The 23993-nt window shown below is 46.1% G+C and carries 24 protein-coding genes; 7 read left to right on the top strand and 17 right to left on the bottom strand.

Annotation, left to right across the window (positions count from 1 at the left end; all coding sequences use genetic code 11):
• Nucleotides 1–22: 22 nt before the first annotated feature.
• The 10 genes from ACTRXG_RS11020 to ACTRXG_RS10975 form a co-directional block, all read right to left on the bottom strand.
• On the bottom strand, nt 23–409 hold the full coding sequence (locus tag ACTRXG_RS11020) for a (deoxy)nucleoside triphosphate pyrophosphohydrolase (RefSeq protein WP_474284968.1): 387 nt from the start codon (nt 407–409) through the stop codon (nt 23–25).
• A gap of 125 nt (nt 410–534) precedes the next feature.
• Complete coding sequence (locus tag ACTRXG_RS11015) at nt 535–1521, bottom strand: ring-cleaving dioxygenase (RefSeq protein ID WP_474284967.1); 987 nt, start codon at nt 1519–1521, stop codon at nt 535–537.
• A 71-nt stretch (nt 1522–1592) separates the two neighbouring features.
• Nucleotides 1593–2210 carry an NAD(P)H:quinone oxidoreductase gene (gene wrbA, locus ACTRXG_RS11010; RefSeq protein WP_474262504.1) on the bottom strand — a complete coding sequence of 206 codons (618 nt, stop codon included), beginning with the start codon at nt 2208–2210 and terminating at the stop codon, nt 1593–1595.
• 132 nt (nt 2211–2342) lie between these two features.
• The gene (locus ACTRXG_RS11005) at nt 2343–2951 is read right to left on the bottom strand and encodes an alpha/beta hydrolase (protein ID WP_474262505.1); all 609 of its coding nucleotides are present in this window, start codon (nt 2949–2951) and stop codon (nt 2343–2345) included.
• 12 nt (nt 2952–2963) lie between these two features.
• Nucleotides 2964–3887, bottom strand: coding sequence for a ring-cleaving dioxygenase (locus ACTRXG_RS11000; RefSeq protein ID WP_474284966.1), 924 nt, complete (start codon nt 3885–3887; stop codon nt 2964–2966).
• 68 nt (nt 3888–3955) lie between these two features.
• A complete protein-coding gene (locus tag ACTRXG_RS10995) occupies nt 3956–4408 on the bottom strand; it encodes a MarR family winged helix-turn-helix transcriptional regulator (RefSeq protein ID WP_474284965.1) in 453 nt (150 codons plus the stop codon).
• Nucleotides 4409–4601: 193 nt separating this feature from the next.
• The gene (locus ACTRXG_RS10990; RefSeq protein WP_462865091.1) at nt 4602–4853 is read right to left on the bottom strand and encodes a hypothetical protein; all 252 of its coding nucleotides are present in this window, start codon (nt 4851–4853) and stop codon (nt 4602–4604) included.
• Nucleotides 4854–4921: 68 nt separating this feature from the next.
• Nucleotides 4922–6127 carry a LysM peptidoglycan-binding domain-containing protein gene (locus ACTRXG_RS10985; RefSeq protein ID WP_474281816.1) on the bottom strand — a complete coding sequence of 402 codons (1206 nt, stop codon included), beginning with the start codon at nt 6125–6127 and terminating at the stop codon, nt 4922–4924.
• Nucleotides 6128–6355: 228 nt separating this feature from the next.
• A complete protein-coding gene (galE, locus tag ACTRXG_RS10980; RefSeq protein WP_474284964.1) occupies nt 6356–7369 on the bottom strand; it encodes a UDP-glucose 4-epimerase GalE in 1014 nt (337 codons plus the stop codon).
• A 110-nt stretch (nt 7370–7479) separates the two neighbouring features.
• Nucleotides 7480–8166 (bottom strand): glycoside hydrolase family 191 protein, encoded by a 687-nt coding sequence (locus tag ACTRXG_RS10975; RefSeq protein WP_474284963.1) that lies wholly within the window; start codon nt 8164–8166, stop codon nt 7480–7482.
• 382 nt (nt 8167–8548) lie between these two features.
• On the opposite strand from ACTRXG_RS10975, the gene ACTRXG_RS10970 reads away from it, so the two are divergent.
• Genes ACTRXG_RS10970 through pelG form a run of 5 tightly spaced genes read left to right on the top strand, consistent with a single transcriptional unit; the run spans nt 8549 to nt 15415 of the window.
• Nucleotides 8549–9784 (top strand): hypothetical protein, encoded by a 1236-nt coding sequence (locus ACTRXG_RS10970; RefSeq protein WP_474284962.1) that lies wholly within the window; start codon nt 8549–8551, stop codon nt 9782–9784.
• Entirely contained in the window at nt 9774–10709 is a 936-nt protein-coding gene (locus tag ACTRXG_RS10965; protein ID WP_474284961.1) for a tetratricopeptide repeat protein, read from the top strand. Before ACTRXG_RS10970 ends, ACTRXG_RS10965 begins: the two co-directional genes overlap by 11 nt.
• Nucleotides 10706–12544, top strand: a complete 1839-nt coding sequence (locus tag ACTRXG_RS10960) for a DUF2194 domain-containing protein (protein ID WP_474284960.1) — start codon at nt 10706–10708, stop codon at nt 12542–12544. The genes ACTRXG_RS10965 and ACTRXG_RS10960 overlap by 4 nt, the downstream gene beginning before the upstream one ends.
• Entirely contained in the window at nt 12541–13962 is a 1422-nt protein-coding gene (gene pelF / locus ACTRXG_RS10955) for a GT4 family glycosyltransferase PelF (RefSeq protein WP_474284959.1), read from the top strand. The genes ACTRXG_RS10960 and pelF overlap by 4 nt, the downstream gene beginning before the upstream one ends.
• On the top strand, nt 13943–15415 hold the full coding sequence (pelG, locus tag ACTRXG_RS10950) for an exopolysaccharide Pel transporter PelG (protein ID WP_474278863.1): 1473 nt from the start codon (nt 13943–13945) through the stop codon (nt 15413–15415). Before pelF ends, pelG begins: the two co-directional genes overlap by 20 nt.
• A 47-nt stretch (nt 15416–15462) precedes the next feature.
• Here pelG and ACTRXG_RS10945 read toward each other — a convergent pair whose 3' ends face one another.
• The 6 genes from ACTRXG_RS10945 to ACTRXG_RS10920 all read right to left on the bottom strand — a co-directional run bounded on the left by ACTRXG_RS10945 (nt 15463) and on the right by ACTRXG_RS10920 (nt 20386).
• Nucleotides 15463–16878, bottom strand: coding sequence for a right-handed parallel beta-helix repeat-containing protein (locus ACTRXG_RS10945; protein ID WP_474284958.1), 1416 nt, complete (start codon nt 16876–16878; stop codon nt 15463–15465).
• 91 nt (nt 16879–16969) lie between these two features.
• On the bottom strand, nt 16970–17398 hold the full coding sequence (locus ACTRXG_RS10940) for a hypothetical protein (protein ID WP_474284957.1): 429 nt from the start codon (nt 17396–17398) through the stop codon (nt 16970–16972).
• Between the two features lie 24 nt (nt 17399–17422).
• Nucleotides 17423–17905, bottom strand: a complete 483-nt coding sequence (locus ACTRXG_RS10935; protein WP_474284956.1) for a DUF4188 domain-containing protein — start codon at nt 17903–17905, stop codon at nt 17423–17425.
• Complete coding sequence (locus ACTRXG_RS10930) at nt 17895–18062, bottom strand: hypothetical protein (protein ID WP_474284955.1); 168 nt, start codon at nt 18060–18062, stop codon at nt 17895–17897. Before ACTRXG_RS10930 ends, ACTRXG_RS10935 begins: the two co-directional genes overlap by 11 nt.
• A complete protein-coding gene (locus ACTRXG_RS10925; RefSeq protein WP_474284954.1) occupies nt 18043–19089 on the bottom strand; it encodes a GGDEF domain-containing protein in 1047 nt (348 codons plus the stop codon). Before ACTRXG_RS10925 ends, ACTRXG_RS10930 begins: the two co-directional genes overlap by 20 nt.
• A gap of 217 nt (nt 19090–19306) precedes the next feature.
• Complete coding sequence (locus ACTRXG_RS10920) at nt 19307–20386, bottom strand: citrate synthase (RefSeq protein WP_474284953.1); 1080 nt, start codon at nt 20384–20386, stop codon at nt 19307–19309.
• Nucleotides 20387–20500: 114 nt separating this feature from the next.
• On the opposite strand from ACTRXG_RS10920, the gene ACTRXG_RS10915 reads away from it, so the two are divergent.
• Nucleotides 20501–21364: a LysR family transcriptional regulator gene (locus ACTRXG_RS10915; RefSeq protein ID WP_474284952.1), complete on the top strand. Its 864-nt coding sequence runs from the start codon at nt 20501–20503 to the stop codon at nt 21362–21364.
• 42 nt (nt 21365–21406) lie between these two features.
• Here ACTRXG_RS10915 and ACTRXG_RS10910 read toward each other — a convergent pair whose 3' ends face one another.
• Entirely contained in the window at nt 21407–22732 is a 1326-nt protein-coding gene (locus ACTRXG_RS10910; protein ID WP_474284951.1) for a DUF2252 domain-containing protein, read from the bottom strand.
• 153 nt (nt 22733–22885) lie between these two features.
• On the opposite strand from ACTRXG_RS10910, the gene ACTRXG_RS10905 reads away from it, so the two are divergent.
• Nucleotides 22886–23989 (top strand): AbrB family transcriptional regulator, encoded by a 1104-nt coding sequence (locus ACTRXG_RS10905; RefSeq protein ID WP_474284950.1) that lies wholly within the window; start codon nt 22886–22888, stop codon nt 23987–23989.
• Nucleotides 23990–23993 lie beyond the last annotated feature (4 nt).

Below are 23993 nucleotides of genomic sequence, written 5' to 3'. Positions count from 1 at the left end.
CTGCCTATGTTTGTAATAAAAACTACTGAGTAATTTTATGAATGGCAGGAATATCTGCCGGCGCCCAGTCCAATTCATGCAGACTTTCTTTATGTACCCATTTGATTGCACGGTGTTCCGTAAGTGTCGGTTCTTCTCCAGTAAGCCTGCAATAAAACGTGGTTAAGTGCACAATCCCGAAATCGTATTCATGCGTTGTTTCCTCAATTTTGCCTTCAATACTGATACCGCATTTCATTTCTTCCCTGATTTCTCTTTGCAGCGCCTGCTCCGGCGTTTCCCCTGCTTCAATTTTCCCGCCCGGGAATTCCCATTTCAGTGGAAGAGTTTTCGTCTGCCCGCGCTGAGCGCAAAGAATCCACTCTTTGTCGTAAATGACTGCTCCCACCACATAGATGTCTTTTTTCATTTTACCTCTGCCCTTCTGAATGGAGATGCGTTCTGACTTCTCTTTACCAGCTTACTATACTTTCCATTTTTCAGGCAAAGATGATTCATAAAAAAACCTCCAGCCCGGAGGCCGAAGGCGTTGACTTAGTCATTGTATTCTTTTTCAAATGTTTTCGTGCTTCTTACTGTATCAATCGGCCGCACAGACGCCTCGATCTGTTCGCGCTGCGGCTCGAGCATCGGCGGCAGGGCGAGATTTTCTCCGAGGGTCTCATATGGTTCATCTCCCATGAATCCCGGTCCATCCGTCGCAAATTCAAATAAAATCTGTGGTGCCACCTGAGAGTAAAGTGATTCAAAATAATGCCGGTTCACGTACCCAGATGTACGGAAGCGGAAATCCGCCATTCGCTGGATCCAGGCGTCGAGTTCCTCGCGATCCTTCACCCGGAATGCCGAGTGATGCACAGTGCCGTAGCCCTGACGTGCCGGCGGAAGAACCGCATTGTATTCGACGATCACCTGGGCGCCGTTTCCTCCTTCTCCGACCTCAAATAAACGAAATGAGCCGTCATGTCCGATTTCTTTAAACATGAGCACTCGCTCCATCATTTCTTTAAAATAGTCAATGTTATCGATACGGACATAAATGGGCCCAAGCCCCGTAATCGCGTACTCATCTGGGACAGGACCGCTTTTCCACGGCTTTCCTGCCGGCACTCCTTCATTATTTTCATCAGAAACAAGTTCATACTGCTGTTCATCAAAATCAACGAATGGGAGACGTTTTTTGCCAAAGCGTTCGTAAATGCCCTGGTGCTTAACATCTTTTCGGTCAAATCGTTTTTCCCAATATGCCAGAGCCTCATCACTTGGCACCCGGAACGATGTTCGCGCGATCTCGTTTGTGCCATGTGTGCCTTTAGGGATACCTGGAAAATCAAAAAAAGTCATATCTGTGCCGGCATTTCCTTCATCATCAGCAAAAAACAAATGATACGTCTGAATATCGTCCTGATTGACGGTTTTTTTGATAAGTCTCATGCCTAATACGTACGTAAAGAACTCATAATTTTTTTCTGCACTGCTCGTAATAGCTGTTACGTGGTGCAGTCCTCTGATTCCTTCCACCCTGCGTTCCTCCTTTGTTCCTAATGCTTTATTAAATTCCATATAAAAGGGGCGCGTGCGCCCCTTTTTGACTACTGCTGCTCCATACCTTTTTTCACCCATGAAGCTACTGTCACTGTACGCTTCGCCTGATGCTTGACGGCTTCTTCAATGTCTTCCTGCATGTTGCCCTCCTGGTCGACCGTTACACTCGTCCCATAAGGGTTGCCGCCGGAAGCGAACGTGACTGGATCTGTGTAGCCCGGAGAAGCGATAATGGCTCCCCAGTGCATCATCGTCGTATATAGGTTTTTCACTGTGGCTTCCTGTCCGCCATGTGGGTTCTGGGCGGAGGACATGCCACTTACAACTTTATTGACCAACTGACCATTCATCCACAGGCCGCCGGTAGTATCAATAAACTGCTTCATCTGCGCCGGCAGGTTGCCAAAACGCGTCGGCATACTGAAAATAAAGGCATCTGCCCATTCCAGATCAGCAAGTGTGGCCTCAGGAATGTGGGAGGTATCTTCGAGATGCTGCTTCCACGCCGGGTTTGCATGTACCGCTTCGTCAGGAGCAAGCTCCGGAACACGGACGAGCTTCGCTTCCGCCCCGGCTGCTTCTGTACCTTCCACGGCCCATTGTCCCATTGTATAGTTTGTGCCTGTTGCGCTGTAATAAATGACTGCTACTTTTACGTTTTCCATTGCTTCATCGCTCCTTGTATTTTGTTTCAAAAAATCAAATAGTCCCACTTTCGTGCACCACCATTTCTTTTATTCCTGCATGCTTTCTGGTATAAGGATGCGTGCTCCATTCACACACGAGAGTCAATTAAGTTAAAGTACCGAGCGTTTATACCAGGCAGCCGCCTGCTCCACTTCTTCTCTTGTCAGCTGATGGCCGCCGGCCTCCCAATGCAGGGTGACTTCAGCACCAGCTGCTTCAAGCATTTTCGCCAGTTCCTCTGTTTCTTCCGGGCGGCAGATCGGGTCATTTTTTCCCGCTCCTATAAACACAGGCAGGCCTGTTAAATCCGGAAGCTGTATGCCTCGGCGGGGCACCATCGGATGAAAAAGAGCCGCCCCTTTTACCGGCTCTTCGTAATGAAAGAGCAGGTTCGCAGCAATGTTGGCGCCATTGGAATACCCAACAGCCACCACGTTCTTCCGGTCAAAGGAATGCTCTGCAGAAGCGGTATCTATAAATCCATAAAGCTCCTCCGTCTGTTTCATTAAATCTTCTTCATCAAACACGCCTTCGGCCAATCGTTTAAAGAATCTTGGCATGCCATTTTCCGTAATATTTCCGCGCACCCCAAGCACTGAAGCGGAATCATCTATCATTCCCGCCACCGGTAATAGATCGTTTTCTGTTCCCCCTGTCCCGTGAAGAAGCATGAATGTTGGTTTGCTCTGGTCAGTTCCCTGCTGAAAAATGTGTTTCACTATAATCCTCCTTTATTCTGATGCATGCACCGGTTCCAGTGACGCTTCAATCTGCTCCCGCCTTAGCTCCAGCCAGACCGGCAGCTTCAATTCCTGTCCCAGCTGTTCGAACGGCTCGTCCCGGGTAAATCCCGGGGGATCGGTCGCAATCTCAAACAACAGACCACCATGCTCCCGGAAATAGATGGCTTTGAAATAATCACGGTCCTTCACTTCCGTAGTTGCGTAGCCATGGGCCGTCATGTGCTGCTGCCATTCGAGCTGGTCCGCGTCGTCCTGAGCCCGGAAAGCTATATGGTGCACAGTACCTGTCCCGAGTTCTCCCCTTGGAACGGGTGCTGTACTGATCTCAATGGTATTCCCGAAAGGAGCTTCGGTCTGGAAACGGAGATACGTCCCCTCCTGTCCCACATACTTCATACCCATCACCTGCCCGAGAAGATCAGCTGTCTGGTGAGGTGCCCCGGAATTCAGTACCGCCCCGGCAAATCCCTGTATAGCGTAACCATCAGGCACCCTGGAAGAACTGTTCCCCGCCGGCGGACGTTCCGTCAGCTCCAGATGAAGGCCGTGTGGGTCCTGAAAGCGAAGGTACGTCTCGTTATATCTTCCGAATTGTTCGACTTTCACCCCGAGAGCGGTGAGGCGTTCCTTCCAGAAGGCAAGACTCCCTTTAGGAACAGCAAACACCGTGGTATCCACCTGGCCGCTGCCCGTCCGGCCTCTACGTGCCTGATTCCACGGGAAAAACGTCATAATGGTGCCCGGCGAACCTTCACTGTCACCAAAATACAGATGATACGTGCCGGGATCATCAAAATTCACAGTTTTCTTAACAAGCCTTAAACCAAGGATTTCTAAATAAAAGGCGACATTTTCTTTTGGATTTTCTACGATAGCCGTAATGTGATGAATACCAACGGTTTTTTTCCTCATATTCACTCTCCCTTCACTATTATTTCGAAACCATATATCTTTAATTCAAGATATTAACGCAAAAAAATTTATTTTTCGAGAGAGAGACCTAATTTTTTCAGCAGAGCTATAAATGTTTCTTTTTCCTGGTCATCAAGCACGCTGAACATCTCCTGAATAGCTGCCTGGTGACGGGGGAATATCTCATCCATCAAGGCAGAGCCTTCTTCTGTAATACGTACATTAATAATTCTCCGGTCTTCCGGACACCGTGTCCGGAAAAGATATTTTTTCTTTTCGAGTTTATCAATAACGTAGGTCATGCTTCCACTCGACAGTAGAATTTTTTCTCCGATGCGCTGAATGGCCTGCTCTCCTTTGTGATACAAAAGCTCAAGCACAGCAAATTCGGTAGGATTCAAACCATGTGCACGTATATCCTCCCTTATTTTTTCTTCTACTGCATGATTGGCTCTTGATAACACGACTAATGATTTTAAAGCGAGGTCCTGCCCGCTCATAGGATTGCTCATGCTCATCATATCCTTAATTCAATTATCTTTAATTGAAGATAATATTACGCTTTGTTTTTTTATGTGTCAAGAAGGAAACGAGTATTTTAAGAAAAAGCTCGTTTGTTTAAGGACCAGCATAGCTTTGCTGATTAAAGAACGCCCTTAGTTGTAATCATTTTTCCTTTTAAATAAATAAAACCGGCTGAAAAAGTCAGCCGGTTTATTCGTTTTCTCCTTTTTCAAGCGTACCATCTAAATTAAAAACCACTCCACGCTGCTCTATCGTTGTTTGTCCCATTTCAAATAGTACTGTTCCAGCCTGCGGTGTAAGCCGGTCCTTCGTTTCGTAATTCACGTGTACAGCCCGTTCGTTATTTTTTTCCACGAAATTGATCGTGTACTGAATGTTATGACCATCGCTGCTTTTCGTAGTGTGTGTGCCTTTTTCTGGTTTGAACGTAATTTCGGTCATTAGAAAACCTCCCTTTTCTTACGGTCTGCTTCTCTTTTACCCGTACAGGGCTTACGTTCAACCTTTTATTACGAAGCGATTTTTAATTTCTGACCGATACTGATTACACCAGTATTGGAGATGTTATTGTCCGCAGCGATTTTTTGGACAGTAGTATTGTATCTTCCTGCGATGCTGTACAACGTATCACCTGACTTTACGGTGTACGTAGTAGATGAGGCTGGCGGAGAGACTGTGCCTTTACCCGGGATTTTCAACACCTGGCCGACCCGGATAACGTTCGAGCTTGTCGGAATGCCGTTCGCTTTTTTCAGCTCTGTCACGCTCACATCGTTGCGGTTTGCGATGCTGTACAGCGTGTCCCCGGATTTCACGGTATACGAGCCGGATTCAGCAGGAGGTGGAGTAGTAGTCCCTTTGCCCGGGATTTTCAATACCTGGCCAACCCGGATAACGTTCGAGCTTGTCGGAATGCCGTTCGCTTTTTTCAGCTCTGTCACGCTCACATCATTGCGGTTCGCGATGCTGTATAGCGTATCTCCCGATTTCACAGTATAAGAAGCTCCCCCGGTCGATGGCGAACCCTGGATTTGCAGAAGCTCAGAGACCGTTACAAATTTGTATCCCTGCGCTTTTAGTTTGGTAATCATTTCCGGCAGTGCAGCTGGCGTGCCAGGCGCTCCTGCCCCGGTGTGCATTAATACGATGGAACCTGGTTCAATATTATTGACTACTTTATTCAACACCTGTGTTTTTGAAAGTCCTCTCCAGTCAATCGTATCAATATTCCAGTGAAGAGTATGCGTATAGCCTGCATCTCCCACTGTTTTAAGAACTGTAGAGTTAGTGGCGCCAAACGGAGCCCGAAAGATTGGCTTGGTTGATTTACCGGTAGTGCTTTTTACCAGGGCTTCAGTATCTGCTAACTCCTTTTTCATTTTCGTTGTGGAAATGGTAGTGAAATCAGGATGGGAATATGAATGATTACCGAGCTGGTGCCCAGCAGCTGCGATATTTCGAATAGACTGCGGGTGATCTTTCGTACCAGTACCAGTTAAGAAAAACGTAGCTTTTACATTGTGGGTCGACAGTGTCTGAAGAATTCTGGAAATATTCGTGCCATCCGCACCGTCATCAAAAGTCAGCGCCACCACTTTACTCGAAGTGTTGCCTTTCACTACGTACTTTGAGCTCGCAGCATCCGCCTGAACCGGGAACGAGAAACAGGTAACAAGCAAAAATACCAGAATGACAGCGGCTTTAAACCACTTCATAACCATCCTGCTCACCCCATTTATTTAGTTATGCCGGTCCCCCGGCATATGTATGAGTGAACATCCATTCATTATTTCCTTTATTATACTGCAAATCCAGCAATAAGTACCGTGCTTAAAGAACTATATTTTATACATATAAAGTACATTTTTTTAGAAATTTATCTTAAATTTAGAAATATAAGCAAAAAAGCCTGGCATACCAGGCTTTTTTTAAGTCATTACTATTTACACAGACGGATAACCCTCTGGATTATTTTTAATCCAGCGCCAGGAATCCTCACACATATCCTCGACTCCTTTTTGAGCGGTCCATCCCAGTTCATTACGGGCCTTGGCCGGGTCGGCATAGCAGACAGCAATATCACCCGGACGCCGATCCCGTATTTCATACGGCACGTTCTTGCCGGATGCTTTTTCGAAGGCCTCCACCAATTCCAGCACACTGTAACCCTGGCCGGTGCCAAGATTAAACTCTCCAATACCCGGCCCTTCCATCGATTTATGCAGGGCGCTTAAATGACCCTTCGCAAGGTCTACAACATGAATGTAGTCCCGCACTCCTGTACCGTCTTTTGTTGGGTAATCATCGCCGAACACATTCAGCTGCGGAAGCTTTCCTACTGCCACCTGCGTTATATACGGCATCAGGTTGTTTGGTATACCGCTTGGAGATTCTCCGATGCGTCCACTTGGATGTGCGCCGATAGGATTAAAATACCGTAGAATGGAAATACTCCATTCGTGATCGGACACGTAAAGATCCCGGAGAATATCTTCAATCATCAGTTTTGAATTGCCATAGGGATTCGTCGCCTGCAGCTCAAAGTTTTCCGTAATTGGATTTGTTTTCGGTGTGCCATACACAGTAGCCGAAGACGAAAAAATCATCTTTTTCACATCATATTTTTTCATCGTTTCTAATAAAATAATGCTGCCCGTAATATTGTTATGATAGTATTTGAGCGGGATCTCCACAGACTCCCCGACCGCCTTCAGCCCTGCCAGGTGAATGACTGCTTCAATATTAAATTTTTCAAATATGCTCTCCATTCCTTTGCGGTCCAGCAGATCCACATCGAAATATTCAAGAGTTTTTCCTGTGATTTCCTCCACCCGTTCCAGCGAAACGGAGCGGCTGTTGGAAAAATTATCAATAACTACTACTTCGTGACCTTCCTCCAATAGCTCTACACAAATATGGCTTCCTATATATCCCGCACCGCCGGTTACCAGAATCATTGCTGATCTCCCCCCAAAATTTGGTTATTTATTATTTTCAAACTACATCATTTTCTTGTTAATAACAATACTATTATCTGTAAAACTCTTTACTGCTTTGATTTTCTGCTCTACTCCCAGACATTATATCCACGCGGGGAATGAAAATGGCAGAACCCTTTAGATTCTGCGTACTGCCGGCTTTCTTTCTCTTCACGCCCCGACACCGTCATTACTTGAATTTTGTGTTTTTTCCGCAGCTTTTTTAATTTGGCAATTTTCTGCTGCGCCCATTCATCCCCTACAATTGCTGAATACTCAAACCCTTCCCACATGACGGCGTTTACAAACGGATACGTGACAGCACTGAGCGTATCAAATCCCCAGTTTTGAATGAGGGCGAGGTGCGGATGCTTATCTTTAATGCTTTGCATAAACACAGCCATCGCGGCACGCTGTGTACGCAGTATTTCAGATTCGTTTTCATGCTCGTCATCGATATTTCCCACCGTGTCTAAAAATACACCGTCACACCCTTTGGCGTGAACCTGCTTTGTGACTTCATTCAAAAGAACTTGCCGGTAATGCTCTTCGTCCATATTCATAAGGTAGGAATCCCACTGTTTATAATATACGCGGCTTCCATGGCGGTGAAAAAAATCTTTTTCCTCCATCTGTGTATACAAAGCCTCATTCCATCGATCCGCTTCCATTGCATTAATATAACCGTAAACTTTCGTTCCCGCCTGTTGAATGGCTTTTACCTGCTGTCTGGAATAATACACCGGTTCAATGATTACCACATCATAATTTTTCATTTCCCTGATTATATTTTTGTTTGGGGAATCGTAAAAAATTTTGTAATTTTTCATTTTCGTCAGCGGGAAAGTACCGCTAGAAGCGGGTTTTATTTTAGTTAGAAAAGACTCATAAAAAAATAGAGAAAAATTTGTAACAAAAATCATTTTTTGTGAGATAATACCCATAATGCTCCTCCTTATAGATAATAATCAAGCTTTGAAGCACAGAATTAGGACCGGTCCTTTTTAAGTGCAGGGATTTATGAACCATGTCATTGAACCCTTATCATCACAGTTTCAATTCTTTTGTAAGTACAAAGTTTCATTAATCTTACTCTGATGGTGCGGTAATGGCAATATGGTACATAAATCTAATATAACTTTTTGAAGAGGTGATGGGATGATTTACACGCAGAAAAATGTGTGGAGAAAAGTTGTGGAGCTGCTCGTTGTCGTTCTTGTACTGGGGATCATCGACCAGGTATTCCAGCTGGGAATGCTTGATTGGACACTTAACCCATTTTTGTTTGTTATTTTGTTTTTCTCTCTGCGGTACGGCATTAATATTGCCATCCTGAGTTTTTTCACTATTCTTGTGTATCACGTTATTGCCACATTTACAGCAGGGGATGATCTGTTCCTTCTGTTTTATGATACCGGGGACTACCTTTATTTATTGTTTTCCCTGCTTCTCGCTGTTATATGCGGCCTCTACAGCTCGTCCTACCGGGAGCGCTATGAAAGTCTTACGTACACCCAGGATGAATTAAGGGATGATAATAAAGAACTGACCAAAACCATTAAAGAACTCGAGGATTCCCAACGGGTTATGCAGGAAAAAGTACTGGACTCCGAGCATACTCTTGCTCAGATTTACCAGGTCGGCATTAAGCTCGACCAGCCTACGCCGGAGCTTGTGCGAAATGAAGCGATCGCGATTATCGCAGATTTATTTAAAGCTAATGATATTGCGATTTATCATGTGGATTCGTCGAAAAGATCCCTTCGGCTGAGAGTGCGTCAGGGAAGCTCCCAGATACTGCCGCAAACTGTATTTTTAAGCGAAGAATCATCCTTTTACCAACGCTTGTTTACGGAAAAGGCAATCACGCTGCGAAACGTCAAAGACGAAAAAAATGCCCCGGTAATTGCAGGGCCAATCGTTTATAACGAAGAAATCCAGGAAGTACTGATTATCGACCAGCTCGATTTCTCCCGTCTTACTACTCATGAAATCCAAATCATGTCCTTTGTGCTTGACTGGATTTCCAACCGTATTGAAAAAGCACGTGAATGGCAGGCCAAGGACGAAGAGAAACAAATGCTTCCCGGAACAAATGTCTACTATAAAGATGCCTTTGATGCTCATGTGGCCCAGCAGGAGGTGCGCCAGGAAGAGTACGGCGTTCCTTACAGCACAGTAGCCATTCAGTTTGACCGCTTCGAGAGAATGTCTGTTGCTGAAGCTGAAGTTATTTTGCGGACCTACCTGCGTGAAATAGATATTATCGGCTTTGATGCCAGACAGAGTATTCTCTACTTCCTCCTGCCCGGCACCGATGCTGAAAACGCTCAAGTGGTTGAAAAACGAATCAAAAAAGCCTTAAAAGAAAAAGGAGGCACTCATGCTGGGTAACCTTATACAGCCAACGATACTCGTGATTCTTTTTTACATCGTTCACGCCTGTATTTTATTTGCTGCGGCGAAGGCTGCGAAAAAAAGACTCCAGCCGGATCAGTACGGAGCTGTTATATGGATTGTGCTGATCAGCTGCTTTCTTCCTTTGCTCGGGGAGGCTTTCGGTCTTCTTGCCTGGTGGGCTTCGAGGCGGGTGGATTCAAACAAAATTGTCTCTGATTATACAGAATACGTGAAGTTTCAGCCGATTAACCTGGAGCATCTTCGCTATGAAGCCAAAGACAATAAAAACCTCACTCCCTTGATGGAGGCATTTACAAACGATAACCAGCCGGACCGCAAAAGCTTAATGCTGAAGCTGATTAACTCCAACATCTCGGATAAAGGAAAGTATTTGAATCTCGGACTCAACAACGATGATTCAGAGACCGTCCATTATGCTGCGACGACAATGAATCTGCTTGTCGACCGCTATGAAAAAAGTCTTGATACAGCAAAAACGAAGCATGAACACCTTCACAGCGAAGAGACTCTCAGCAGATTGATGGGAGTGTATCGCGGCTACCTCGACAGCCGCCTGCTTGACGATCATTCGCAGGAGCACCTCCGCTATGTGTATCTTCAGTTTTTAGAACAGGCGGCCAAAGACTTTTCGGATCATATGGAGGTTTTCAACCAGCTTGGAGACATCTATCTGCAGCAAGGTTCTCCAACACAGGCCGTCAATACGTACATGTATATGCTTCAGGCTTTCCCGCATGAAGCCGATGGTTATTTAAACTTAATCGAATACTACTATAATCAAAAAGACTGGGCCGGGATAGAGCAAGTTCTCTCTCAAATGAATGAACATGTAGCTGCAGAAAAAATACCGGAAAACCGCCAGTATATTGTCCGGCAGATGGGAGGGATCGTTTCATGAAAAAACAGATGATGAAGTCAACGATCGGGCTCTTCGTCGTTATTTTAAGTATTCTTCTTATTCTCCAGTTTATCCGGCTCGAGCGTTTTCAGCTGTGGCTCCCCCATCAAGCCTCAAACACAGCGGAAGAAACAGAAACGATGGATGCCGGCAACGCGGAAACGGCGGGTGAAGAAATGAATGTCTACATTCACAAAAACGACAGTGACCTTTCTGAAAATACGTTAAATAACTTTGAGCATGCCCTCGATTATGCTAAAGTGCCGCATACCGAAATTTCCCGGGACGAAATTGCAGATCTCGAGCCTTCTCCTTACAATGTGCTTGTTCTCGCCGGCGAGCATGCTGAAGAATGGCCGTTTGAAGAAATAGAATCCTTCGTCGAAGAGGGCGGCCGTCTCTACATTGGCGCTCGTTTTATTGATACAAGATATAATGAAATGCTCGGCATTGACGACGTGAATGATTTTAGCAACCGGCAGGGCCTTACCTTTGAGCAGGAGCTTTTTCCGGGCTATACCGATCTTGGTTCAGATTCTACCCTGTTTTCCCACAGCATCGCCAACATAACACTGCGTGAAGGAGCGGAGCCTTATTTATCCACCGAAGGCGACCCACTGATGTGGACAAATGAATACGGGGACGGAAAAACGCTTTTCTGGAACACAACTTCCATGGAAATAAAAAACTCACGGGGGATGATGCTGCAGTCACTATCTATTCTGCCTCCTGCTTTTGCAAGCAGTCAGGCTGACATTAAAATGGCCCATATTGACGACTTCCCTGCTCCCGCTCCGACAGAGGAGAACGAACAAATTGCCAGTCAATACAATATGTCTGTGGAGGATTTTTACGCTGATGTCTGGTGGGAGGATATGAAACAAATAGGCATGGACCATGACCTGACGTATACTGGATTAATCATCGGGACATATGAAGATAGAATGGATGCTACGGCCGAAGAGCTTATTGAAAATGACCGCTTTCCACTGCTTTTCTTCGGCAGAAATGTCTACCGCCACGACGGAGAGATCGGACTGCACGGGTACAATCACCAGCCGCTCGTAACCGAAGACGAACCGATGGATCCCGAGCTTTTATACCGACCTTGGGAAAGCCAGGAGAAAATGGAGGAGTCACTGACACGGGTAGAGGAAGTCTTTCAGCATTACTATCCTGAAGAGGAATTTAAAACGTACGTGCCTCCTTCCAACGTACTGAACAGAACCGGAATTGAAGCGATTCATGAAGCTCTCCCAAGCATTAACACAATTGCTTCTCTCTATACCGGCGAAGGCGAAGGAAGCTTCATTCAGGAGTTTGAAGAAGATGAAGAATATCCGTCGATTTACCATTTCCCGCGTGTCTCCAGCGGGTATTGGGAAAGTCCCGACTCTCAGTTCATTCAGGCAGACGCAATTGCAAACTTCGGTGTCTTCTCCCACTTTATTCACCCGGATGATGTGCTTGACCCGGACCGGGCTTACGGGGGAGGCTGGGAAGATATGAAAGCCCAGTTTGAAGATATGGCAGTTTTTGTCGAAGACACTTATCCGTACCTCGACAGCATGACCCAGGCACAGGCAACCGAACGAATGAAAAGCTATCAGGCTTCAAGCGTTGACGTTATGTATGAGGAAAACCGGATCGTAATTCAGGGAGAAGATCTGCTTGAACCTTCCACCATGATGCTTCGTGTTGAAAAGGGGACCTCCATTGAAACAGGGAGCTTTGACTTCGGCTCCATTGAAGCCTACGGTGATTCCGGCACATTGTACCGGCTGACCCTCGAAGACCCGCAGGCTGAAATTCCACTAAAGGATGATGCGTCATGAAAATAGGCATGGTTGTAGAAGGAAGCTATCCGTACGTCAGCGGCGGGGTGGCCAGTTGGGTGCAGATGCTCGTAAAGCAGATGCCTGAGCATGAATTCGTCATCATCGCTATCACTCCAGAGCCGATCTCCCCGGAAGATTACCGTTATGAGCTGCCGGGCAACATTTCGCAGGTCCTGAATCTTCCGCTTAATATGCAGCAGCCGAGACGGCAGCGGAATTTCCATTTAACGCCGGAGGATGAAGAAGCGATTACCGAATGGATGATGTTTGAGTCAGTCCGTTCGGACGCTCTTCTTGCTCTCGGACAAAAGCTCGGGGGCACAGAAAACTTTTTCTCAAGCAGCCTGTTCTGGGAAATAGTGCAGCAGAGCTACGATAAAGAAAAGCAGTCCGGTTCGTTTATCGATTATTTCTGGATGTGGCGCGGCATGTTTGCGCCCGTGATCGAACTGCTTCAATTTTCGTTTCCTGAGCTTGATATTGTGCATTCAGCCTCGACAGGCTATGCCGGTATGGTAGCTGCAGCTATTAAAAAACAGCAGGAAATTCCCTATCTTCTGACCGAGCATGGCATTTATTCCCGGGAGCGTGAGGAAGAAATTCTTCAGGCTGACTGGATACCGGATTACTACAAACAGCGCTGGATCACGTTTTTCCACCACCTTTCCCGTCAGGCATACAAAGAGGCGGATGATGTAATCACCCTGTTTGCCCGCAACGGCGAATTGCAGGAGGATATTGGGGCTGATCCGGCTAAGATTGAAATCATTCCGAACGGCATTGACTATGCCCGCTTATCGCTTGTAGAAAAAGATAAGCATCATCGATCCTATGTTCATATCGGCGCTATTGTACGTGTTGTTCCTATTAAAGACATTAAGACGATGATTCATGCCGGTAACATTTTAAAAAGCCGGTCTGTCCCTTTTAAACTCACTATTATGGGGCCTCTGGATGAAGATCTCGAGTATGCCGGTGAGTGCCGTCGGCTCGTCGACCAGCTTGGGCTCCAGGACCACGTCTTTCTAGTCGGAAAAGTAAACATTACCGATTACCTGCCAACGTTTGATGTATGTCTGCTGACAAGTATTTCTGAAGGACAGCCACTGGCCGTTCTTGAAGGGATGGCAGCAGGCCTCCCTTTTATCGCTACAAATGTAGGCTCCTGCTCCGAGCTGATTCACGGCCGGGAAGGCGATCCATATGGGCCGGCCGGCTTTGTAGTGCCTCCGGTGAACCCGGAGCAGGTCGCCCAGCGCTGTGAATGGATTTATCAGCACCCGGAAGAGGCCGAAAAGTTCGGCCGCAACGGGCAGAGCCGGGTCGAAGCGTATTACCAGATTCATCAGTTTATTCAGGAGTACACAGAACGTTATCATCAAAGGGGGCTCGAATATGGCCGGCATAGGGTTTAAACTCCAGCAGTTGTTTCAGGAAGATTACTTTTCCTCCAGAATGAAAGCCTATGCTTTTGCCGGCCTCGTAACCGCCGGGCCATGGATTGTAGTTATCGCCACGATTGCGATGATCCAATGGTTTTCCATGGTTTTTCTGCCTGTAACGCTGCAGGAACGGGAGCTTTTCAACTTATCGATTTCCTATTCGTTTATATTTTCTCAGGTGCTGTTTGGTATCCAGCAGCTGGTGGTTACGCGATATGTCGCGGATCTATTTTATGAGAAAAAGACAAATAAAGTCTTTCCAACCTTTCTCGGAATGACAAAAGTAACTCTGCTTCTCGCAGTTACTGCCTGGCTCATCTTTATATGGATCAGCTCTCTTCCATTTTTGTATGAGCTTTTGCTCCTCGTATTGTTTGTAACCATTAACTTAATCTGGGTGCTGTTTTTATTCTTAAGTGCCGCAAAGTTTTATCAGGCTGTCGCCTACAGCTTTTTATCCGGGGCAGTGGTTGCGGTGGGCATGGTATTTCTCCTCGGCCGCTCTGCAGAAGCTTTTGCGTTCATTCCACACGCTACAAGCTTTATGCTTGTACTCGGATTTACGAGCGGCATGGTTATCACCTTGTTCGGGCTGCTGTTTTCGATGCTGCTCACGTTTCCTCTTCATACATCTGACAGCCAGTTTCAATACATCAGCTATTTCGACAAATACCCGACCTTGTTCTGGACCGGATTTTTGTACAATGTCGGTATCTGGGTGTGTAACTGGATTATCTGGTTCGGGGAAGGAAGGTCGATTCTTCTCGACTCGTTCGTCTATAACCGGGTGTATGATACCGCGATCTTCTGGTCGTATCTGACTATTATTCCTACCCTGATTATCTTTGTCGTATCGGTGGAGACCCGCTTTTACGAGCGGTATCGTTCATTTTACGGCTATATCAACCAGGGAGGGACGCTTCAGCAGATCAAAACATCGAAGGAATCTATGCAGTACGTCTTGAAGCAGGAGCTTGAACGACTCGTTCGCAGCCAGGGCCTGATTTCGATTGTAATCATTTTATCGATTGGCTACGTTACCTCCTTCGTGGCAATTGAGGACGATATCATTTCGATTTTCCGTTTTACGACGGTCGGAGCCTTTTCAAACGCGATGGTTCTTGTGCTGACGCTGATCCTTCTCTATTTTGAAGACCGGCGCGGTGCGATGATTACTTCCATCCTGTTTTTCTCTTTAAATGCGGTACTCACCTTCCTGCTTCTTCCTTTTGGATTTAACGGCTACGGATTAAGCTTTGCTCTTGGATCGAGCGGGGCCCTGCTGTTTGCTCTGCTCCGTCTCACGTACTTTATCGAAAAAGTCGATTACTTTGCTTTTTGCAATCCGAATAATCTTGAACGTCCAAATCCTCCGACCCTATTTACTAAATTGAGTCAGTGGATGAACAAACGCACCATTCTTTAAAAGCATAAAAGAGCCGGACGGATAAACTCCTATCCGTCCGGCCTTTTTTATTCAATGACATCACGTGCGGGGGAATCCTGCGACAATTCAAAGTTGTAATTAGCGGCGTTTTTATACTGCGGATTCACGTAACGGGAATCGTTATTACTGCCAATCAGGGACTGAAATTCATTAAGCGTCGATACCTGCTCGTTTTCCCAAATCCAGATGCCTTCCTTGCCCTTCTCCCGGTGGTACACATTCTGGTCAAATTCGTTATTCGTGTTATCTTCAAAGTAATTAGCCACAAACACCCGGGAGCTTCCTGCTGTTAATATATTGTTTTCAATCCTGTTGTTTTCCGTATCATTCTGCAGCAGCAGCTGTCCTCCGTCCAAATCGTTTGTATCATTACGGTATATAATGTTTTCTGTAATCGTGCTGTCTTTTGTCCCGCCTCTTTTTTCGTCATACCCGCCGATGGAGATACCGGTAAAGTTGTTTTCATAGACGGTGTTCCCGGTAATCCGGATATTGTCCGCCTGTTCCCCGTCCTGCTCTGAGGTTGCTTCAATACCCAGGTCATTCCTGTATACCGTATTGTTCTGAATATCAATGTCGCTGCCGCCGTCTACATAAATGCCTCCTGCGGCATAAACATCCCCCTCGCCATACGCAGGATTGCCATACGAAGAGTTGTCGTAGACGGTGTTGTTTTCCACTATTCCATTCCGTGTGTAATCAAGATCCGGGTCGTCTCCGACCTCCTCGTAGCCGATCATGTCAATTCCAATGTTGTCGTTATGGCGTACTGTATTCGAAGCAATCGTAAAATCTTCTACATTTCCATTTAGCACAACCGCTTCGCTTGAGCCGAGTATAAGATTTTCCACTGTATTGTTAATAATTTCGACATCGGTTATTGATTCCCGGCCGTATACTGCAATACCGTGAGCGTTTCCGCTGTCTGCGTTTGTTTCGATACCGCGAATATGATTGTTATCGAGCGTAATTCCTTCGGCGCTGTCATGAACGAAAATGCCTACTGGGGTGTCGTTGCTAAGTTCTGTCGATAAATTCTGGATGGTGAATCCACGAATGGTGATATGATTCTGGTTTTCTATACGGATCATTGCTGTTATACCTGCTTCATCTTCCATTTCTTCACCGCTTAAAATTACTTCTTCGTCTTCATATGCCTCAAACGTAACCGGATTCGAGGCGCTGCCGCTTTGTGATACCTCCAGCGGTTCTTCGTACGTGCCCCCTCTGACATATACGATTGTTCCAGGCTCCGCCTGTTCAGAAGCTGCGTTCAACGTCTGCAGCGGTGCCGATCTGCTGCCGTCATTACTGTCGTCCCCGTCGGTCGCTACATAAAGACAGGAGCTCGCGGCTGCCTGGGTGCATTCCGAAAAAATTAATACTCCGGCAGTAATACCCGCTGCAATAAGAAGCGTCAGGGCTATCCATAGTTTTTTCATTTAATCTGCTCACTTTTTGTCAAAGTTACCCTGAGTGTTCTGCACAGGGATGATACTGTTATTTATTATACGTCATAACAAGAGTTTAGTCCTAGTCCCTGCCTGGAATTTTATTTTTTATTAAGCCGATTCCAAGCAATATTAGCCCGAGGGCAAGGAGTACTGCCCCGACGTAAGCAGCATATATAAATGCGTTTGGCTCTGTAGCTTGTGGGTCCAATACTGAAAAGAAAAAACCGGCTGGCAGCAGTATGGCTGACATCGGGATACTGTGGCGTACAAAGCGTTTCGTTTTTGGCCCATAGGAAGTATAGTCCACATATAAAAGTATGACCAGTGAAAGGATAAGAAGCACTCCTGCGTGCGCATGTCCGGCACGAAAGAAATCCTGCCGGAGCGTATTCTCTACATAACCCGCATCCTTAGAAACAATCATTTGAAGCAGACTAACGCCTCCGTAAATAACTGCAGGTAATACTATCACCAACCATCCTGCTGTTCTGCGGCTCTCTTCTTCCACTTTTTCTCCTCCTTGTGCACCTGGTTATTTTCCGGCTGTCCGGTTCAATCGTTCTTTGGCTGTACCGGTCGCTTTGGTTACTGGCTCAGTGCTAAGAGCTTTGCCGAGCCCAAAGGACGGCATGTTTACATAAATCGATTCGTATGCCCCTTTTGGCACTATATACGTTTCGTGGTAAATCCCTACTGCGTCATTTCCTTTAGTTCTTTTATTAAACGTCCGCCACGCCTTCAGATGCTTCGGCGCCTTTGCGTATGCCAGCAATTGTTCTTCGGAATTCCAGTACTGGATCATCATCGTTGCTGGCAACTGAATATAGCTTTGTAAGCCCATGCAGCCAAGTTCTTTGTTTATTGATAATTCCTTGATCATTGGGGGCATTGCGAGCAGTACCGGCAGCCATTTATGCACCGCCCGCCATCTGTTGATTCTCATTCCTATTACAAACACAGTCACTTCCTGGTCCCCTGTCGTGGTATACCTGCCGGTCATAATTTCACTGGTCATTCTTTTCTCCCCTTTCGCTGTAGTTCTCCCGAAAATGACAATCTTTGCTCATCTTTTCTTTATCATACCCTCTTTTTTTTGATGCGGCTTCCTTTTCATAAAAAAACTCTTCAGCTGTTTTAGCCGAAGAGCTATTATTAGATTTCCACCACTTCATGTATCGTTGTCCGGTTCCGCCCTTTTTGTTTCGCATTATATAACGCACGGTCCGCCTCGTTAATCACCTCTTCAGTATCCCGGCCTCTTTCCCATTTAGCTATCCCGATTGATACCGTTACCGGCACCGGTTCTCCGCAGTGGTGCAGGGCTTTTATATTCATCTCCTCTTTTACCGTCTCTGCCAGCTTTTCTGCTTCTTCATCACCTGAAACGTCTGCCGCTGCCAAAAACTCCTCCCCGCCCCAGCGGGAGACAAAGCCTGTATTCTTGAGGTTTGCCGTAATAACTTCCGAGACATGTATGATAGCTGCATCTCCTACCGCATGCCCGTATTGGTCATTTATTGATTTAAAACAATCAATGTCGATCATCATGATATAAAAGGAATCGTTCTTTTCCATTTTTCCAGACATTAGTTCATACATCTTCCGCCTCGTAAAAAGCCCTGTGAGTGCGTCAGTTGCGGCCATATGTTCAAGCTGCCGGTTCATTTGATATAAGTTCTGGATCATTTGATCAAAATTATTACGGAAAATCGAGCCGAGCAGCGCTATAATACAAAGCGCACCCACTATATTTGCTTCCGGCAAAACGAAAGCCACAATATCATTTTCCACAGGAGGCATGCCTGCAGTAATTCTGTATAATCCCATATACAAAATTATAATAATTACAAAAGCCATAGGCTTTACCCCGCGAATCTGCGGAAAAAAGAACAGAACATAGGCAGTAACAATCATGTAATAATGAAAGCCCGTTCCCCAGCCAAGTACCAGCGTAGCCACAACAGCATGGGCCATGACTTCTGTAAGTACGAGGAAAAAACATGTTACATATTTTCTTTTTTTCATTAAATAATAGGCAATTACATATGCAAGGCAGCTGATTACATTCACAGCAGCCATCGTCTCAAATTGCAGCCACCAAAAGCCTAAGAGCCACACCATATGAATAGTAAAGGCAACGTACACACCGTACTTGATCGTTGTATGATATAACTGCACTTCTTTATTTTGTCCACTCAAGAGCCAGCCCTCCCCTCAGCCACAAACTGCGAACGGTACAATTCTTTTCTTAACAATAAAAAAATATACTTAGTACTTTATTATAAATTATATAGTTCTTTAGTCTTATAATATCATTATTATTACCCATTGTCTTCTAATTCAAACGTTTCTCATGAAAATTTTTTCATACTCAACCATATAAAAAACCGCTTTTCAGCGGCTTTTTACCTTTTATTTATTTGCCAACATACACAGACTGAGGCCGGATGATCCGGTTATCTTTTCGCTGCTCTTCAATATGGGCACTCCAGCCGACACTTCGTGAAAGGGCGAACGTTGGAGTGAATAAACTTTTAGGAAGCTTGACGGCTTTTAAAACAGCGGCTGCATAGAATTCTACATTAGTATAAAGCTTTCTTCCCGGCTTGTATTCCTCCAGCAGCTGTACCGCCTTTTGTTCCACATAATACGCAGTATCAAGCCAGTCATTTTCACCTGCAATGTTTTCACATATCTTCTTTAACGCTTCTGCTCTCGGATCTGTTGTTTTATATACCCGGTGGCCGAACCCCATCAGCCGCTCCCCGGACTCTATTTTCGCCCGCAGCCACACTTCTGCGTTTTCTTTCTCTCCTATAGCTTCAAGCATATCAATGACCCCTCCCGGTGCTCCTCCGTGAAGCGGGCCTTGCAGGGCGCCAATTGCTCCGGCAGCAGCTGAAAAGAAATCGGACTCTGTAGAAGCAATCACCCGAGAAGTAAAGGTGGAAGCATTCATGCCGTGCTCCATCGTTAAAATTAAATACGCTTCGAGCGCCCGGATCTCTGCTTCTGCTGGCTTTTGCCCGTGGAGCATATATAAATAATTCGCCGTATGGGAAAGGTCGGGGTCCTCCTGCACAATTTCTTTTTGCTGAAGCGAACGATGTCGATAGGCGATAATGACTGGCAGCACAGCAATCAGCCTTTCAGCCTGATCACGCAGTGGTTCTTCCAATGAAGGCTTTTCTGCCAGCGCAGACACTGCAGCCTCGAGAACACTCATCATGTTCAGGTCATGAGGAAATTGCTCAATCATCTTACAAATATGCTCCGGCAGCTTTCGTTTTTTCTTCAGCGAGTCTGTAAATACTTGCAGCTGCTCTTCATCAGGCTTTTCTCCTTCAAGCAGCAAATAAGCGGCTTCTTCAAACGAAGATTCAAGTGCTATGTCTCCCGCGGGGCGACCCCTGTAAATGAGCCTCCCCTTTTCCCCGTCGACCATACTTACAGCAGTTTCGGCAGCAACTACATTTTCCAGTCCTTTTCCTTCCATTATATTTTCCTCCTTTATGATTGTTACATTAAGTCTAGCGCAAGTATATAATAATAAACATTAAATAAATTCTTCATTATTAATAATATTATGTTATTAAAAAAGGAGGCTATCATGAAAATAGAGTGGCTGGAGACGTTCACTACCGCAGCTCTATATGAGAATTTCCGTGAGGCGGCGGAAATTCTTTTTATTACTCAGCCGGCGGTAACTATCCATATCCAAAATCTCGAAAAGCAGCTGGGATTTAAATTATTTGTCTCCAAAGGCCGCCGGGTCACACTGAGTCCGGACGGACGCCGGTTTCTTCCGCATGCCCAGGCTATTCTTAAAAGTTATCATTCCGGACTCGAGGACATGGAGCAGTGGCAGCAGGGTAAGACACGCACACTGACAATCGCCGTTTCCCCGCTCTTTGCGGTATCGATGCTTCCCCGGGTTATACGCAGGTTTATAAAAACCTATCCGCACATTGACGTAGTCATCGACGTTCAGGAATCAGCTCTCATTGAACGCCGTCTCCATGATGGCTCTGCCGACATCGGCCTTTCGCTGCTCCCGGCTTCTGGAGGCGATACGAACCAGAAACTGCTGCATCAGGAACCAGTGCTTTTAATCGCCCCTCATGACGGAGGTGATGCTGAAACAGCTCCACCCCTCGACAGCACAGACGTCCTGACGAAAAATGTCGTTTTCACCTACAATCACCCCGGTTATTGGGAAATACTGCTTCGAAAGCTGCGGGCACGCTTCCCCGCTCTGCAGACGATGGAGGTTTCCCAGAGCCACGTAACGAAACGGTTTATCGAAGAAGGTCTTGGCGTGTCTTTTCTCCCTCGTTCTGCAGTAAGAAGGGAACTTGCCGAAGGAAGGGTCCTTCATGTGGACGCCCCGGAATTCGACCTTCCGCAGGCTTCAACCTACCTTTTGTATAAGTACACAAGCGAAGAGGTCCTTCAGTTTCTTGATTATATATAGAAAAAGGTGCCGGCTTCCCGCCAGCACCTACTGCTTCCAGTATTAAAAGCTTTCCTTCAGCCATTCAAGAAAGAGCTCGTAATCCTCCTCTACCTGCTCTTTGTAAAACCTCGACCATGTAACCATTTCCTCAACAAAAATTTCTTCGTTGTCTCCAATGGCTTTTAAAATTTCATCTTCGCTGTGATAATCAAGTAGCCCCTGGGCAATATCAATATCTGCCCGGGCATGAACTTTTGCTGATATTTTCCCCATGGTTTTCACCGTACGGTGCATCCGTTTCGGCTTCTCCAAATGCTTGCTTTTTAAATCTTTGTCGTACGGTGACCGTTCCCGTACGTAGTAGTCGCGGTGCTGCAGCGTGAAGTAGCCTAAATAAGGGTCAGCCAGATGGTGCATTGCCCGCTGGGTTTTGATTACCCGTTTACCCTGATGCTTATTTGTGGTCCAAAACGTTTCTTCATACGGAAAAAAGTAAGCTGGAATCGGCGTCCGTGCTTCTTTTGCTTCCAAAATAACATGGTCCTCTCCGCCTTCAATTAAAATGTAAAAACGCTTCAGGCCGGTGGAACCAATGCCGGCTCCGGTCTTTTTCACTATATCCTTGATTTCATAATGCTCTTCGCTCCGGTAGCTTTCCTCTGCCAGACTGCCTAAATATTGATCCCAGATTTTAACTATTTCCTCATACTCTTTGTCGGTTACCGAATCCAGTTTTGACTTTTCTCTCTCAAATACATGGTCGCCGCTGTCATTAATGAAAGTCTGCTTTTCGAGCTCATGGGTGGCTTTTCGGTCCTCAAGCTTTTCGAGCGTCTTTTTTATTGGCTGCTTTGTGTTTTTTGAAGTAAACTGCGTTTTCACAGGATCTTTTTTGCCTTTTTTAAACTTTTTCAGACGTTTATGATAGGCTTTTAAATACGTCCGCACAAAAGCGTCCCGCTCCTCATCATCAAATTCCTGCTGCATCGCAAACAGCCGGATGCTGACCACCATACGGAGTACATCATACAGATAAGAACCAAGATATCCCTCATCAAAATCATCCACATCAAAAACAATTTCTCCGTTTTCATTTTGAAAGCTACTGAAATTCTCCATATGCATGTCACCCATAATCCAGGTTGGCTTATCTTCTGGTGTATGATGCCGGAACGGGATATTTACTACATCGTAGTAAAACAAATACGCACTTCCCCGAAAGAAGCTGTAGGGATCCTGCTTCATCTTGACATATTTCGCCTTGCGGCGCGTTTTGTTCAGGTTCATCAGCCGGTCATCGAATTGATCAAGAATGGTTGCCAGCGTCTGCTTACGCAGATATTTTTTTGTCGTGTAAAAATCCAGTTCTTTATTTTGTTCTGACACCAAATTTCTCCTTTTTTATGAATTCCATTATTTTCTATCATACCATGTCAAATCGCAGGTATCACTTACCCTCTTTTTCCCTTTCCTATCCTCTCTGCTTTTGTGCTACAATCACTTTAATCTACGCTACTAATCAATAAAGAAGGTCTTTGTATGTTTAATGACTTTAAACGTGTGCAGCCGGCGTGGCTGCGCCTTTTTGTTACTGCAGCAGCTGCCTGCGTTGGCGGCTTCTTCTTTTCCGTGCTGACTATTCCTGTGCCCTGGCTGCTCGGGCCTATGGCAGTTGTATTACTTCTTTCAAAGCTGCCGCAAATGCAGATGTATTGGCCACAGCCCCTTCGGAATACCGGATTAATCATTGTCGGCTATACGATCGGCCTGGCTTTTACGATGGAGACCTTTTATCAGATCGGCTCCCAGCTGCCGATGATGATCGGACTGACCATGCTGCTTCTTTTGTTTTCCGGATTAATGGCCTTCGGGTTTGCCTCTCTTTCCGGGGTTTCCCTGCCTACGGCATTGACCGGGAGCATTCCGGGAGGTCTTTCCCAGATGGTCACTCTCGCGGAAGAAGAAAAGCAGATTGATATTACGGTCGTAACGTTCATGCAGGTGACCCGGATTATTTTAATAATGTTTTTAGTTCCTGTACTTGCAGTGAGCCCGCTATTTACAGATGGAAGCGCGACGTCCCGAGGAAACTCCGTTCAAACAGCGGCCTCCTGGGACAACCTTTTTCCTTCTGCTCTTCTGTTTCTTGGCCTCTGCCTCGCCGCTGCCTGGACCGGCCAGAAGCTACGGCTGCCCACCTCCTATATGCTCGCTCCTATGCTTGTAATGATCGGTGTTACGCTTATCGGCCTACAGGCGCCGGCTCTCCCGGTTGTCGTAACGAACGGGGCACAGCTGTTGATTGGTACTTACTTCGGTCTGCTGCTCCGGCCCGAACAGCTTCAGCATAAAGCAAGGATAGGAGCCTTGACCATAGCCGGCGGGGTCGTTCTAATCGCCGGGGCGTTCAGTCTCAGTCTGATTTTGGAGCATATGCACCATGTTTCTCCCGCTACTGCCCTATTAAGCCTTGCTCCCGGCGGCATGGACCAGATGGGCATTATCGGCCGGGAAGTGAACGCGGACATTTCAATTGTCATCTGCTATCAGCTGTTTCGCATTCTGTTCATTTTTATAGCCGTACCCCCAATACTTCGGTGGCTATTTAAATGGATTAGAAAGCGCGGGTCATTGAAAGTATAAAAAT

The sequence above is a fragment of the Marinococcus sp. LNSP9103-4 genome, from assembly GCF_056034345.1.
The sequence above is the reverse complement of the archived record's forward strand: the minus strand, read 5'-3'. Positions and strand labels throughout refer to the sequence as shown.

What these genes read in the sequence shown, in the direction of transcription:
- ACTRXG_RS10960 (WP_474284960.1), top strand. Translation starts at nt 10,706, where the DNA reads ATGAAAAAACAGATGATGAAGTCAACGATCGGGCTCTTCGTCGTTATT.
- ACTRXG_RS10945 (WP_474284958.1), bottom strand. Translation starts at nt 16,878, where the DNA reads ATGAAAAAACTATGGATAGCCCTGACGCTTCTTATTGCAGCGGGTATT.
- wrbA (WP_474262504.1), bottom strand. Translation starts at nt 2,210, where the DNA reads ATGGAAAACGTAAAAGTAGCAGTCATTTATTACAGCGCAACAGGCACA.
- ACTRXG_RS10975 (WP_474284963.1), bottom strand. Translation starts at nt 8,166, where the DNA reads ATGAAAAATTATGATGTGGTAATCATTGAACCGGTGTATTATTCCAGA.
- ACTRXG_RS10920 (WP_474284953.1), bottom strand. Translation starts at nt 20,386, where the DNA reads ATGGAAGGAAAAGGACTGGAAAATGTAGTTGCTGCCGAAACTGCTGTA.
- ACTRXG_RS10965 (WP_474284961.1), top strand. Translation starts at nt 9,774, where the DNA reads ATGCTGGGTAACCTTATACAGCCAACGATACTCGTGATTCTTTTTTAC.
- pelG (WP_474278863.1), top strand. Translation starts at nt 13,943, where the DNA reads ATGGCCGGCATAGGGTTTAAACTCCAGCAGTTGTTTCAGGAAGATTAC.
- pelF (WP_474284959.1), top strand. Translation starts at nt 12,541, where the DNA reads ATGAAAATAGGCATGGTTGTAGAAGGAAGCTATCCGTACGTCAGCGGC.
- ACTRXG_RS11020 (WP_474284968.1), bottom strand. Translation starts at nt 409, where the DNA reads ATGAAAAAAGACATCTATGTGGTGGGAGCAGTCATTTACGACAAAGAG.
- galE (WP_474284964.1), bottom strand. Translation starts at nt 7,369, where the DNA reads ATGATTCTGGTAACCGGCGGTGCGGGATATATAGGAAGCCATATTTGT.
- ACTRXG_RS10935 (WP_474284956.1), bottom strand. Translation starts at nt 17,905, where the DNA reads ATGACCAGTGAAATTATGACCGGCAGGTATACCACGACAGGGGACCAG.
- ACTRXG_RS10905 (WP_474284950.1), top strand. Translation starts at nt 22,886, where the DNA reads ATGTTTAATGACTTTAAACGTGTGCAGCCGGCGTGGCTGCGCCTTTTT.
- ACTRXG_RS11000 (WP_474284966.1), bottom strand. Translation starts at nt 3,887, where the DNA reads ATGAGGAAAAAAACCGTTGGTATTCATCACATTACGGCTATCGTAGAA.
- ACTRXG_RS10970 (WP_474284962.1), top strand. Translation starts at nt 8,549, where the DNA reads ATGATTTACACGCAGAAAAATGTGTGGAGAAAAGTTGTGGAGCTGCTC.
- ACTRXG_RS10985 (WP_474281816.1), bottom strand. Translation starts at nt 6,127, where the DNA reads ATGAAGTGGTTTAAAGCCGCTGTCATTCTGGTATTTTTGCTTGTTACC.
- ACTRXG_RS10995 (WP_474284965.1), bottom strand. Translation starts at nt 4,408, where the DNA reads ATGATGAGCATGAGCAATCCTATGAGCGGGCAGGACCTCGCTTTAAAA.
- ACTRXG_RS10915 (WP_474284952.1), top strand. Translation starts at nt 20,501, where the DNA reads ATGAAAATAGAGTGGCTGGAGACGTTCACTACCGCAGCTCTATATGAG.
- ACTRXG_RS10930 (WP_474284955.1), bottom strand. Translation starts at nt 18,062, where the DNA reads ATGAAGTGGTGGAAATCTAATAATAGCTCTTCGGCTAAAACAGCTGAA.
- ACTRXG_RS10990 (WP_462865091.1), bottom strand. Translation starts at nt 4,853, where the DNA reads ATGACCGAAATTACGTTCAAACCAGAAAAAGGCACACACACTACGAAA.